General features: G+C 62.8%; 11 protein-coding genes and 1 pseudogene. 7 read left to right on the top strand and 5 right to left on the bottom strand.

Features of this window, described 5'->3' with window-relative positions; genetic code table 11:
- A pseudogene (locus AC1RJY_RS22300) lies at nt 1–397 on the bottom strand (HNH endonuclease signature motif containing protein); the annotation flags it as partial.
- Between the two features lie 164 nt (nt 398–561).
- Nucleotides 562–1,194 carry an SACE_7040 family transcriptional regulator gene (locus tag AC1RJY_RS22295; RefSeq protein WP_014921249.1) on the bottom strand — a complete coding sequence of 211 codons (633 nt, stop codon included), beginning with the start codon at nt 1,192–1,194 and terminating at the stop codon, nt 562–564.
- Nucleotides 1,195–1,335: 141 nt separating this feature from the next.
- On the opposite strand from AC1RJY_RS22295, the gene AC1RJY_RS22290 reads away from it, so the two are divergent.
- Genes AC1RJY_RS22290 through AC1RJY_RS22260 form a run of 7 tightly spaced genes read left to right on the top strand, consistent with a single transcriptional unit; the run spans nt 1,336 to nt 9,316 of the window.
- Entirely contained in the window at nt 1,336–2,946 is a 1,611-nt protein-coding gene (locus AC1RJY_RS22290) for a carboxyl transferase domain-containing protein (protein WP_498603560.1), read from the top strand.
- Nucleotides 2,947–2,948: 2 nt separating this feature from the next.
- Entirely contained in the window at nt 2,949–5,144 is a 2,196-nt protein-coding gene (locus tag AC1RJY_RS22285; RefSeq protein ID WP_498603559.1) for an acetyl/propionyl/methylcrotonyl-CoA carboxylase subunit alpha, read from the top strand.
- Nucleotides 5,141–6,304 carry an acyl-CoA dehydrogenase family protein gene (locus AC1RJY_RS22280; protein WP_498603557.1) on the top strand — a complete coding sequence of 388 codons (1,164 nt, stop codon included), beginning with the start codon at nt 5,141–5,143 and terminating at the stop codon, nt 6,302–6,304. The genes AC1RJY_RS22285 and AC1RJY_RS22280 overlap by 4 nt, the downstream gene beginning before the upstream one ends.
- 37 nt (nt 6,305–6,341) lie before the next feature.
- The gene (locus tag AC1RJY_RS22275) at nt 6,342–7,175 is read left to right on the top strand and encodes a CoA transferase subunit A (RefSeq protein ID WP_498603555.1); all 834 of its coding nucleotides are present in this window, start codon (nt 6,342–6,344) and stop codon (nt 7,173–7,175) included.
- Entirely contained in the window at nt 7,172–7,924 is a 753-nt protein-coding gene (locus tag AC1RJY_RS22270; protein WP_011774244.1) for a CoA transferase subunit B, read from the top strand. Before AC1RJY_RS22275 ends, AC1RJY_RS22270 begins: the two co-directional genes overlap by 4 nt.
- Nucleotides 7,921–8,406 carry a MaoC family dehydratase gene (locus tag AC1RJY_RS22265; RefSeq protein ID WP_011774245.1) on the top strand — a complete coding sequence of 162 codons (486 nt, stop codon included), beginning with the start codon at nt 7,921–7,923 and terminating at the stop codon, nt 8,404–8,406. Before AC1RJY_RS22270 ends, AC1RJY_RS22265 begins: the two co-directional genes overlap by 4 nt.
- 40 nt (nt 8,407–8,446) lie before the next feature.
- Nucleotides 8,447–9,316: an HpcH/HpaI aldolase/citrate lyase family protein gene (locus AC1RJY_RS22260; RefSeq protein WP_498603553.1), complete on the top strand. Its 870-nt coding sequence runs from the start codon at nt 8,447–8,449 to the stop codon at nt 9,314–9,316.
- An 87-nt stretch (nt 9,317–9,403) separates the two neighbouring features.
- Here AC1RJY_RS22260 and AC1RJY_RS22255 read toward each other — a convergent pair whose 3' ends face one another.
- Genes AC1RJY_RS22255 through AC1RJY_RS22245 form a run of 3 tightly spaced genes read right to left on the bottom strand, consistent with a single transcriptional unit; the run spans nt 9,404 to nt 12,473 of the window.
- Nucleotides 9,404–10,534: a Gfo/Idh/MocA family protein gene (locus tag AC1RJY_RS22255; RefSeq protein WP_498603551.1), complete on the bottom strand. Its 1,131-nt coding sequence runs from the start codon at nt 10,532–10,534 to the stop codon at nt 9,404–9,406.
- Complete coding sequence (locus AC1RJY_RS22250; RefSeq protein ID WP_210064275.1) at nt 10,519–11,220, bottom strand: ThuA domain-containing protein; 702 nt, start codon at nt 11,218–11,220, stop codon at nt 10,519–10,521. The genes AC1RJY_RS22255 and AC1RJY_RS22250 overlap by 16 nt, the downstream gene beginning before the upstream one ends.
- A 32-nt stretch (nt 11,221–11,252) precedes the next feature.
- Nucleotides 11,253–12,473: a Gfo/Idh/MocA family protein gene (locus tag AC1RJY_RS22245; protein WP_011774249.1), complete on the bottom strand. Its 1,221-nt coding sequence runs from the start codon at nt 12,471–12,473 to the stop codon at nt 11,253–11,255.
- Nucleotides 12,474–12,481 lie beyond the last annotated feature (8 nt).

Raw genomic sequence — 12,481 nt, 5'->3', positions numbered from 1 at the left:
CCTTCCGGGTCCGTTCCACCGCCTGCGCAGCAACCAGCTGCAAGTACTCCACCGACCGGGAGATCTCCTCGACCCTGCCAGCGAAATCAGCCGCCTCAACAAACCCCAACTGGGAAGCCTCGTCGGCAGCGGACAAGCGTGCGGAGACCAGAAGTGCCGCGCTGTCATCAAGAAGCGCCGTCAGGTCCGGCCTGGCAGCCGAAAGATGCTCGGGCGCCTCTGTATAGAGACTTTGGATCAGCTGGACGGCCGGGATCAATCCGGCGCTTTGGGCGGGTGCATCAGACGTCGGAGCGGATTCGGCCGGGCCCTTGAGCAGCCCGGCGTCATGGAAGTAACAGGTAACGGTGGCTGGCGCCGTCGAATCCTTGAACCCGGCCTTAACCAAGTCCGGCATGCTCAAGAAGTGTCGTGACCGTATCGCAGTCAGGGCAGCAACAGCAGGGGACGATTCCGCCCATGATGCCATCGACTGCGCCAATTTCTCCATGAAAAAATCATTTCATCGGGGTCTGACATTTTTAGCGCAACGTTCAAGGACGCCCCCCTACCGCCGGAAAATCAGGCCGACGTCAGAGCCGCCAAAGCCATCTGTTCCAGGATGGGCCTGGCCGACTTTACAGCGATCTTCCTGCCGTGATGACGCACCGAGTGGGGTGTGGAATTGATCAATCCAAAGGCTGCGTGTGCCCGGACCCGGAGGCCGGGGACATCTGCGTCCGTGTGAATACGGGCCAGGACGTCAACCCAAGTTTCGACGTAACTGCGCTGGAGGGATCTGACTTCGGCTTGGTCGGCGTCGCTGAGACTTCCGAAGTCCCGGTCCTGGACACGGATGACGTCAGGATTGCTGAGCGCGAAATCAACCTGAAACTGGATCAGGCCTTTCAGCGCGGACCGGGGATCGTCCGATTCCGATACCACCCGCAATCCGCCGTCCAGGAGGTCGCGGCTGACGCTGAGAAGAAGCTCGCCGAGGACGGCTTGCTTGCCGGGAAAATGCCGGTACACGGCGGGTCCGCTGACACCTGCTGCTGCTCCGAGGTCCTCAAGCGACACGCGGGTAAAGCCGTTTTCGGCGAAAAGTCCTGCTGCAGCGGACAACAGGGCCAATCTGCGGAGCTCCTTTGCCTGGCCGCGTTGTGTAGCGGCGGTGCGCGTGCCATTGATGCTTGCTTCCGGACCTCCGGTCACGTTTTCCTCCTTGCGTCAGCCCCGCCCGACCCACTGTCGGGACCGACTGTGCTGGACATCACAGTTAATACAGACTAACCTAAATTTCAGTTACGTGGCACTAACCGAAATGGCCTGTGGCCGGGAATGGAACAGGGGTCAATGGAGACAATCGCCAGCCTGACGGGAGCCGCCAGTGGCACCTTTGAAGCCAACCAGGAGGCGCAACTGTCCTTGGTGAAGGAATTGAGGGAACGCTTGGCGGCGTCGGCCCTCGGCGGTCCGGCAAAGTCCCGGGAGCGGCATATCGCCCGCGGAAAGCTTCTTCCGAGGGAACGCATCGACTACCTGCTCGATGATGGCAGCCCGTTCCTTGAGATTGCACCCTTGGCTGCGAACGGCATGTACAACGATGATTCCCCGGGTGCCGGGGTTATTGCGGGCATTGGTTTGGTCCATGGACGTCATGTCCTGGTGATCTCCAATGACGCCACGGTCAAGGGCGGCACTTACTATCCCATGACGGTGAAGAAGCACCTCCGGGCTCAGGAAATCGCTTTGGAGAACAAGCTCCCCTGCGTCTACCTGGTGGATTCCGGGGGTGCATTCCTGCCCAAGCAGGACGAGGTCTTCCCGGATAAGGAGCACTTCGGCCGGATCTTCTACAACCAGGCCAGAATGTCCGCGGCCAAGATCCCGCAGATCGCCTCCGTCATGGGATCGTGCACGGCCGGCGGTGCCTATGTTCCCGCCATGAGCGACGAGACGGTCATCGTCCGGAACCAGGGCACCATCTTCCTGGGTGGCCCGCCCTTGGTCAAAGCAGCCATCGGCGAGATCGTTACCGCCGAGGAACTGGGCGGCGGCGACGTGCACTCCCGGATTTCCGGGGTCACGGACCACCTGGCCGAGAACGACCAACATGCGCTGGAGATCGTGCGGGATATCGTGTCGACGTTACCGAAGCCGGCGCAGCCGGCATGGGACGTGTCCGACGTCGTCCTGCCGCCCGTCGTCGATCCCTCAGAGATCTACGGCGTGGTTCCCACGGACGTCAACGCCCAGTACGACGTCCGCGAAGTCATCGCGAGACTGGTGGATGGTTCCGAATTCCACGAGTTCAAAAAGAACTACGGCACCACGCTGGTGACCGGCTTCGCGCACCTGCACGGCCACCCGGTGGGCATCGTGGCCAACAACGGTGTCCTCTTCAGTGAATCGTCCCTGAAGGGCGCCCATTTCATTGAGCTCTGCGATCAGCGCGGCATTCCTTTGATCTTCCTGCAGAATCTCTCCGGTTTCATGGTGGGCAAAGACTACGAACAGGGCGGCATCGCCAAGAACGGCGCCAAGATGGTCACCGCAGTGGCCACGGCTCGGGTGCCCAAGCTGACAGTGGTCATCGGTGGTTCCTTCGGTGCGGGCAACTACTCCATGTGCGGCCGGGCCTATTCGCCACGGTTCCTGTGGATGTGGCCGGCGGCCCGGATCTCCGTCATGGGAGGAAACCAAGCCTCCAGCGTGCTGGCAACCGTCAAGAGGGACCAGTACGAGGCTGCGGGCGAAGAATGGTCCGCCGAGGACGAGGAAGCTTTCAAAGCTCCCATCAGGCAACAGTATGAGGACCAAGGCAGTCCGTACTACTCCACTGCGCGCCTATGGGACGACGGCATTATCGACCCCGCTGACACGCGGCGTGTCCTGGGAATGGCCCTGGACGTCGTCTCCCGCCAACAACTGCCCGAGACCTCCTTCGGTCTCTTCAGGATGTGATCATGACCCTGCCAACAACAACCACAGCCCCAGGCAGCACGGCAGTAGACTCCAGAACCTTCGGTGCCGTCCTCGTTGCCAACCGTGGTGAGATCGCCTGCCGCGTCATCCGGACACTAAAGGAGATGGGAATCCGCTCCATCGCCGTGTACTCGGACGCGGACAAAGACGCCAAGCACGTGACCCTCGCCGATACCGCCGTCGCCATAGGTGGCACGGCACCCGCGGAAAGCTACTTGAAGATCGACGCCATCATCGACGCGTGCCGTAGGAGCGGGGCGGAGGCAGTCCACCCGGGCTATGGCTTCCTGTCCGAGAACGTGGAGTTCGCCAAAGCGCTGGACGCTGCGGGCATCACGTTCATCGGACCCGGCATCGGTGCCATCGAGGTCATGGGCGACAAGATCCGGTCCAAGAACCACGTGATGGCCTACGACGTTCCGTGCGTCCCCGGCATCGCCAAGCCCGGACTCTCCGATCAGGAGTTGATCGAGGCGGCGCCGGGGGTCGGTTTCCCCTTGCTGATCAAGCCCTCTGCAGGTGGCGGCGGCAAAGGCATGCACGTGGTGGAACGGCCCGAGGACATGGCCTCCACGCTCGCAACGGCAAGGCGCGTGGCAGCGTCCGCTTTCGGTGACGACACCCTTTTCCTGGAAAGGCTCATTCGCGCACCCCGTCACATCGAGGTCCAGGTCCTGGCCGACAACCACGGCAACGTCATCCACCTCGGCGAGCGCGAGTGCTCCCTCCAACGCCGTCACCAGAAGGTCATTGAGGAAGCCCCGTCTGCCCTGTTCGAATCATTGCCGGACGGTGCGGAGGAACGGGCCCGTATTGGCGAGGCGGCGTGCAACGCAGCGCGTTCGGTCAATTACAGCGGCGCGGGAACCGTAGAGTTCCTGGTGTCCGATGAGCACCCCGACGAGTTCTTCTTCATGGAGATGAACACCCGGTTGCAGGTGGAGCATCCCGTCACGGAGATGGTCACGGGCATCGACCTCGTGGAATGGCAGGTGAGGATCGCCGCCGGTGAAGTGCTCACCGTGGCGCAGTCCGACGTCGTACTTAATGGCCACGCTGTGGAGGCGCGGGTCTATGCTGAGGTGCCGGAGCGGAACTTCATGCCGTCGATGGGTCGCATTGTGGCGCTCGCCGAGCAGGGCGCAGCGGATGAAACCGTCTCCGGTCAGCAACGCGCCCACGCCAACGTGCGCATTGACTCCGCAATGCGGGACACCCTGGAAATCACGGGCGACTACGACCCCATGCTCGCCAAGATCATCGCGTGGGGCGAGGACAGGGCAGCGGCGCTGGATACCCTCGACGCTGCCCTTGGCCGCTACACGCTGCTGGGCGTGGACACGAATGTGGAGTACCTGCGCCTGCTGATCAACGATCCCGACGTCCGGGCCGGGCGCCTCGACACCGGGCTGATTGAGCGCAGGCTGCCGTCCATGGAGTTCCGGCATGCTGGTCCCAGGGAACTGATCGCCGCCGCTCTCACACTGTGGCTGGAGCGCACCGGCCCGGCGCTCGCCGGTGACGCGTGGAAGACTCCCGATGCCTGGCGCGTCGGCGCCCGCGGCGCGTGGACAGCCACGTTTGGCATTCCGGGCGGTGAAATCGCAACGGTGTCCATCACCGAGACGGTGTCCAACACCGAACAGCGCGGCACCGTATCGGCAATGGTCGACGGCGGGGACCCGGTCAGCGTTCGGGTGGCGGACCGCAGCGACAACAGCGTCGCTTTGGAGTTCGACGGCGGCTTGGTCACCTTCGCGGTTGGGATGGCGCCGGGTGTGACGGCCGGTGTCCGCGAGCTGTACGTGGGCAACGATGGCTGGTCCTGCCGGCTCGAGGTCCTGGACCGGGCAGAGCGCCTACGGCGGATGCTCGCCGGCATCCAGCGCGAAGAAGGCGTGGCCGATCCGGAGGTGCGCTCACCCATGCCCGGGACGGTGGTGTCCGTGTCCGTGGCCGACGGAGATTCCGTGGAGGAAGGCCAAGCCCTCCTTGCCGTCGAAGCGATGAAGATGGAGCACCAACTGGTGGCCTCCGTTGCTGGAACCGTCCACCTCACCAGCAAACCCGGCGATTTGGTCAAAGCCGACCAGGTGCTCGCCACCATTCACGTAGCTGACGCCGCAGACGACACGGCCACCACAGACAAGAACACAGACAAGGAAGTCCAGTCATGAGCACGTTTGACCTGAATGAGGAGTACCAGGACCTCAGCGACTCCGTCCGCGAGTTTGCCGACGAAGTTGTGGCACCGGTCTCCGCCAAGCACGATGAAGAGCACAGCTTCCCCTACGAGGTTGTGAAGCAGATGGGGGAGATGGGCCTGTTTGGCCTGCCGTTCCCCGAAGAGTTTGGCGGGATGGGCGGAGACTACTTCGCCCTTGCCTTGGCCTTGGAGCAGCTGGGACGCGTGGACCAGTCGGCGGCCATCACCCTCGAAGCCGGAGTGTCCCTGGGCGCCATGCCGGTGTTCCGCTTCGGCACGGAGGAACAGAAGCAAGAGTGGCTGCCACAGTTGGCATCCGGACGTTCTTTGGCTGGGTTTGGCTTGACTGAGCGCGAAGCCGGTTCGGATGCCGGCGGTACCAAGACCAACGCCCACGTGGAAAACGGCGAATGGGTGATCAACGGCAATAAGGAGTTCATTACCAACTCCGGTACGGACATCACCACACTGGTCACCGTCACGGCAGTAACGGGCAAAAAGGAGAATGCCGACGGCAGCACCAAGAAGGAAATCTCCACCATCCTTGTCCCCACGGACACGCCCGGGTTCACTGCAGAAAAGCCGTACAACAAGGTGGGATGGAACGCTTCCGACACCCACCCGCTCACCCTGGACAATGTCCGGGTTCCTGAAGCGAACCTGCTGGGTGAGCGCGGCCGCGGCTACGCGAACTTCCTTTCCATCCTGGACGAGGGCCGCATCGCGATCGCTGCGCTGGCCACCGGCGCGGCTCAAGGTTGCGTGGACTTGTCGGTGAAGTATGCCAAGGAACGCAGCGCGTTCGGGCAGAACATCGGCAAGTACCAGGCCATCCAGTTCAAGATCGCTCGCATGCAGGCAAGGGCCCACACTGCCCGCCTTGCCTACTACGACGCCGCCTCCAGGATGCTGGCGGGCAAGCCGTTCAAGACTGAAGCGGCCATCGCTAAGATGGTCGCAGGCGAGGCAGCCATGGACAACGCGCGGGACGCCACCCAGGTGTTCGGCGGCTATGGCTTCATCAACGAATTCACGGTGGCACGCCATTACCGCGATTCCAAGATCCTTGAAATCGGGGAGGGCACCACCGAAGTCCAGTTGATGCTCATCGCCCGCGAGCTGGGTCTGTAACCGTACGTGGGTCGGCAGTGGCAGGGAAGGATCAAGGATGATTGACAAGGTTGTTGCCAGCGCCGCGGAAGCGGTGAAGGACATCCCGGACGGAGCCTCGCTAGCGGTGGGAGGTTTCGGCTTATGCGGTATCCCCGTCTCCCTGATCGAAGCCCTGCACAGCCAAGGCACCGCCGATCTTGAGACGGTCAGCAACAACTGCGGGGTGGACGACTGGGGCCTTGGCATTCTCCTTAAGGATGGTCGAATCAGACGGACCATCAGTTCGTACGTGGGCGAGAACAAGGAATTTGCCCGGCAGTACCTGGCGGGGGAGTTGGAAGTAGTCCTCACTCCACAGGGCACCCTGGCCGAGAAGCTCCGCGCCGGTGGCGCCGGCATTCCTGCGTTCTACACCAAGGCAGGTGTGGGAACCCAGGTGTCCGAAGGTGGCCTCCCGCAGAAGTACGACGCCGAAGGGAACGTTGCGCTGGCCTCGTCGCCGAAAGAGGTACGGACCTTCAATGACGCGGACTATGTGCTGGAAGAGTCCCTGACACCTGATTTCGGCCTGGTCCATGCCTGGAAGGGTGACCGTCACGGCAACCTCGTTTTCCACGCGACAGCCATGAACTTCAACCCCCTCTGTGCCATGGCGGCAAGGACCACCATCGCCGAAGTGGAGGAGTTGGTGGAACCCGGCGAGCTGGACCCGGAGCATATCCATACGCCGGGGATTTTCGTCCAACGGGTGGTGGTGGCTACCTCAAACGAGAAGCGGATAGAAAAGCGCACGGTAGCGCTGGCCCCCAGTAGCGGACCAGGCCAGTCCGGACCAGGCCAGTCCGGAACAGCCCAATCCGGAACAGACCAGGCAGGAGCGGCACGATGACGGACAACACGTACCAGGACATCCCGCCCCGTCCCGAAGCCGTCCGGCACGAATACCGTCGCGCCGACGTCGAACATCACGAGGCCAAAGGCTGGACCCGCAACGAACTGGCCGCCCGCGTGGCCAAGGAACTCACCAACGGGCAATACGTGAACCTGGGAATCGGGATGCCCACTCTGATCCCCAACTACATTCCGGACGGCGTGGAGGTCATTCTTCACTCTGAGAACGGGATTCTGGGAGTGGGCCCGTACCCGGCTGAGGACAAGGTGGATCCGGACCTGATCAACGCCGGAAAGGAAACCGTGACCACGAATGCGGGTGCTGCGTTCTTCGACTCGGCGTCGTCCTTCGGCATGATCCGCGGCGGACATGTGGACGTCGCTGTGTTGGGTGCCATGGAGGTGGCCGCGAACGGTGACCTGGCCAACTGGATGATTCCAGGCAAGATGGTCAAGGGCATGGGTGGTGCCATGGACCTGGTGTTCGGCGCCAAGAAGGTCATTGTCATGATGGAACACATGGACCGCAGCGGCAGGCCGAAAATCGTCCAGGACTGCACGCTGCCGCTCACAGGAAAGGGGTGTGTGGACCGCATCATCACTGACCTGGCAGTCATCGACGTCGTTAAGGACGAAGGTGACCCACGCTTGGTCCTCCGCGAGTTGGCGCCCAACGTCACGCTTGAGGACGTCCTGGCCGCTACAGGGGCCGAGCTGTTCGAGGAAGACCAGGAGCTCACTGTATGACGCGGGTGGTGGAGCAGCGTGGGCTGTATTTCGATGAACTTGAAGAGGGCGTGATCTATGCCCACAAACCCGGACGCACCGTCACGGAGACGGACAATGTCCTCTTCACCACCATGACCATGAACACGCAAGCGCTGCATCTGGACGCGGCATGGAGTTCCGGTCAGCCGTTCGGGCAGCGGCTCATGAACTCCATGTTTACTCTGTCCACCATGGTGGGGCAGTCGGTGACCCAGCTGACCCAGGGAACCATCATTGCGCAGCTCGGACTGACGGATGTCACTTTTCCGCACCCGCTGTATCACGGCGATACCCTGTACACGGAAACGGTGATCACGGGAAAGCGGCTGTCCTCGTCCCGCCCCGGGCAAGGAGTGGCCACCATGCAGCACACTGGCCGTAATCAAGACGGGACAGTGGTTGCCTTGGCCACCCGGACCTGCCTGATGTGGACCAAAGAAGCGCACGCCGCCCAGTCATAGTTTTCCGTTCGTGTCAGCACTTCAGCAGCAAGGAATCCGCATGCCCTCCACCGACTCGTCCACCACGGCGGTTCTTCCGTTTACCATGGGTCCGGCCCTCTTGTTCTGCCCTGCAGACCGGCCGGAGCGCTTCGGGAAGGCATCTGAGCGTTCCGATGCCGTCATCCTGGATCTCGAGGACGCCGTGGCACCGGCGGACAAGAAGGGGGCCCGCGAAGCGATTCTTGAACAGGCAGGTTCCGCAGAGCAAGGTACAGGCGGACTTGAGCCAAGCCGCACCATTGTTCGGGTGAATCCCGTGGGGACGCAGGAGTTCGAGCTCGATCTTGAGGCTCTGGCCAGGACGCCCTACCGCAACGTCATGTTGGCAAAGGCGGAGAGTGCGGAGCAGCTCAGGTCTTTAGAGGGTTATCAGGTCATCGCGCTGTGTGAAACCGCGGCAGGCATCGTCAATGCTGCTTCGATCGCCGCCGAGCCGAACGTCGTGGGTCTGATGTGGGGTGCCGAGGACCTGCTGGCTTCCCTGGGTGGCCTCTCCAGCAGGAACGACGACGGCGGGTACCGGGCTGTCGCGCTGCACTCACGGTCCGCCGTGCTGCTTGCCGCGAAGGCCGCCGGTAAGGAAGCCATCGATTCCGTGTACGTGAATATCCCGGACCTTGAGGGTTTGTCCGCCGAGTCCCGGGATGCCGTTTCCAGTGGCTTCGGAGCGAAAGCCTGCATCCACCCGAACCAGGTGGCCGTGGTCCGGGAGGCCTACGCGCCCACCGACGAAGCCGTAGCCCAAGCCACGGAACTTCTTGAAGCGGCGGCTGCGGCAGGCACAGGTGTGTTCCAGTTCAAGGGGAAGATGATCGACGGCCCCATCCTTAAGCACGCGGAAGCGACGCTCCGCCGTGCAAGACACTAACGACGAATCCGGCCTTTGTTTGTCCCACACACCATAGAACGGCGAGGTGGGCAAACAGGGGCCGGATTCGTTAGGGTGGCCAGGGCGCTAGGCGCGTACCGGCGTCGAGACTTCCGTCAGTTCCACCAGTTCAACCCCAGCGGGCCGCGAGGCCGTGCTCTTGATGGCGACCGATTGGCCGCTCTTGGCTGATTCCAGCACAGATTCCATGATGTCCAAAGCGTGGAAAGCGAGCCGGCCGCCGGCGCGTGGTTCCTGTCCGGGTGGAGTTGCTGCGAGGTCGGCGATGCCGAAGCCACGTCCGGAGTCCACATACCCGGCGGAGACGGGCAGTGTTTCCCAGTCCTCGGCGCCGAGTGCAAAGAGCTGCACGTCGCCGTCGAAGTGGTTGGGATCCGGCACGATGAGTGACCCCTTTTCACCGTGGATCTCGATGTTGGGGCTCTTGGTTTTCACGGCGTCAAAGCTCATGAAGAGGGTGGACAAGGCGCCGGACTCATGGACCAGAACCCCGGTGACGTGCGAGTCGATGTCCACCGGGACCACCTGTCCCTCACGCGGGCCCGAACCAATGGTGCGTTGGCTGCGCGTGTGGCTGGCAGCACCCACCACTGACACCACAGGACCGAGAAGTGTGACCAGCGCCGAGACGTAGTACGGACCCATGTCCAGTAACGGTCCACCTCCGGGCTGGTAGTAGAAGTCCGGGTTTGGGTGCCAACGCTCATGCCCCGGCGTCGCCATGGTTGCAGTGGCGGAGACGGGGGCGCCGATCAGACCGTCGTCGATCGCTTTACGGGCAGTCTGGATGCCAGTACCCAGCACGGTGTCCGGTGCGCAACCAACCACAACCCCCGCTGCTGCGGCGGCCGCAAGTACCTCCCTGGCCTCAGCCGTTGTAGCCGCCAACGGCTTTTCACCGTAGACCGACTTGCCGGCGGCGATTGCTTTGAGCGCGATGTCCGCGTGGGCCGCAGGGATGGTCAAGTTCAGGACGAGGTCCACATCGTCCGCTGCCAGGAGTTCGTCCACGGACAGCGCCCGGACACCATCGTAGGAGTCGGCCACGGCCTGCGCCCGCGCCGGGTCAAGGTCCGCTACGGCCACCAGGTTGATGGGATCCAGCCGGCGGAAGTTGCTCAGGTACTGGGCAATGATGGCGCCGCACCCGATGACTCCGACGTTTAGCGGCTTGGCAGGGGTTATCGAGACGCCCACAGCATGCCCCTTTCAATGATGGTACGGACGTTGTTGTCCTGGAGGATTTCCACGCGGTGGCCCGGGGTGCAGACGAAAATTCTGCCCGTGCCCCATTGACGGGTCCAGATGGCGGGCGAGGTGACCTCACGGTTCCACGGGTCCCACTCGCGGACTTTCTGGGTGGTGGTGGCCAGCACATCGATGTAGTCGTCGGACAGGACCCAGTACTGCTCCGTGACGAGGTCGAAGTCGCCGATTCCCTGGGTGATGGGGTGTTCGGATGCAGCGGGCAACATGTTGACGGTGTAGGGAACGTAATTGTCTGATTGCTCCCCGACCCGCTCGTCGGCATGCTTGCCTGGGTGGCAGGCGAACTGGCCGCCGATCAGGTGAAGGTAGTCCGAGTTGTTGCGGTAGGAGTCGGCGATGCCACCGTGCCATCCCGCCAGGCCGGTGCCGTTTTCGACGGCGGTGCGCAGGCCCTCGAACTCATCCTTCTCGATGGTGGTCATGGTCATGCATTGCACGATCAGGTCCACTCCGGCCATGTAGTCGGGATCGGCGTAGATCTTGGGCGATTCCTCCACCCGGACGTCGTAGCCGTTGTCCTTCAGATAGGGAATGAACAGCTCCGTGGCTTCCACCGGCTGGTGTCCGTCCCAACCGCCGCGAACCACCAGCGCTGTCTTGTTGTTGCTTGTCATGGTTTCCTTCGTATCGGGCGTATTCATATCAGTCAGATGTTCTGCCAGCGGCTGGCATTGTCTGCGCTGGCCTCCACCGCGGCCAGGACCTTCTGCACCTGCAACGCGTCAGCGAACGACGGCGAGGGCTGCTCGCCTGCGCCGATGGCTGTCACAAGGTCCACCACCTGATGAGTAAAACCGTGCTCATAACCGAGACCATGCCCGGTGGGCCACCAGTTGGCGGCGTAGGGGTGAGAGGGTTCGGTGACCATGATCTTTCGGAAGCCTGCATCGGGTTCCAAGGCAGAATCGTAGAACTGCAGCGAGTTCATGTCCTCGAAGTCGAAAGCGATGGACCCCTTGGTGCCGTTGAGTTCCAGGCGCATGGCGTTCTTGCGTCCCAAGGCAAAACGGGTGGCTTCGAAAATGCCAATGGGGCCGGAAGCGCCAGTGGCGCGTGAGCCGGCGTCAGCGCCGCCGTCGTGCTTGGCCTCAAAACGGGCGGTGAACAGCGCGGCGTCGTCCACGGTCACCGGGCCGCGCGGCCCGTCAGCGCCGCCGTGGCCGCCCAGACCCACGAAGTCACCGCCTACCGGGCGCTCCTTCACGAACGTCTCCAGCAGAGCGGAGACCCCGGTGATGTTGAGCCCGGTGATCCATTGCGCGGCATCGATGCTGTGCGCGCCGATGTCGCCGAGCGAGCCGGACCCGGATTTGGACTTGTCCAGCCGCCAGGTCAGCGGAGCCTCGGCGTCACTGAGCCAGTCCTGAAGGTACTGGGCACGGACGTGTCGGATCTCGCCCAAGCGGCCGTCGTCCACCATCCTCTTGGCCAGCGCCAAGGCAGGGGTGCGTCGGTAACTGAAGCCGCACATGGAGAGCACACCGCGTTCAGCTGCGGCCTTGGCCACCAGCGTCATCTTCTCGGCTTCCTCCACGGAGTTGGCCAACGGTTTTTCGCAAAGGACGTGCTTACCGGCTTCCAGCGCTGCGATAGCTATCTCCGCGTGGGTGTTGCCCGGAGTGCAGATGTCGATGAGGTCGATGTCGTCGCGCTCAATGAGGCGGCGCCAGTCGGTCTCGATGGAGGCCCAACCGTATTTACCGGCTGCTGCCCGTACACTTTCCTCGTTCCTGCCCGCCATTGCGGTGAGTTCAGGTGCCAGCGGAAGGTCGAAAAAGCGCGGTGCCGTGCGCCATGCGTGCGAGTGGGCGGCGCCCATGAAGGCATAGCCCACCATGCCCACGCGTAAGGGTTGTGGTGTGGTCATCAGTAAAT

The sequence above is a fragment of the Arthrobacter sp. GW822-FHT05G07 genome (genome assembly GCF_058799755.1).
This window is presented reverse-complemented; position numbering and strand designations above follow the sequence as displayed.

Bases quoted from the DNA above. Each gene is read 5' to 3' on its own strand.
- AC1RJY_RS22290 (WP_498603560.1), top strand. From the start codon at position 1,336: ATGGAGACAATCGCCAGCCTGACGGGAGCCGCCAGTGGCACCTTTGAA.
- AC1RJY_RS22285 (WP_498603559.1), top strand. From the start codon at position 2,949: ATGACCCTGCCAACAACAACCACAGCCCCAGGCAGCACGGCAGTAGAC.
- AC1RJY_RS22280 (WP_498603557.1), top strand. From the start codon at position 5,141: ATGAGCACGTTTGACCTGAATGAGGAGTACCAGGACCTCAGCGACTCC.
- AC1RJY_RS22275 (WP_498603555.1), top strand. From the start codon at position 6,342: ATGATTGACAAGGTTGTTGCCAGCGCCGCGGAAGCGGTGAAGGACATC.
- AC1RJY_RS22270 (WP_011774244.1), top strand. From the start codon at position 7,172: ATGACGGACAACACGTACCAGGACATCCCGCCCCGTCCCGAAGCCGTC.
- AC1RJY_RS22265 (WP_011774245.1), top strand. From the start codon at position 7,921: ATGACGCGGGTGGTGGAGCAGCGTGGGCTGTATTTCGATGAACTTGAA.
- AC1RJY_RS22260 (WP_498603553.1), top strand. From the start codon at position 8,447: ATGCCCTCCACCGACTCGTCCACCACGGCGGTTCTTCCGTTTACCATG.
- AC1RJY_RS22250 (WP_210064275.1), bottom strand. From the start codon at position 11,220: ATGACAAGCAACAACAAGACAGCGCTGGTGGTTCGCGGCGGTTGGGAC.
- AC1RJY_RS22245 (WP_011774249.1), bottom strand. From the start codon at position 12,473: ATGACCACACCACAACCCTTACGCGTGGGCATGGTGGGCTATGCCTTC.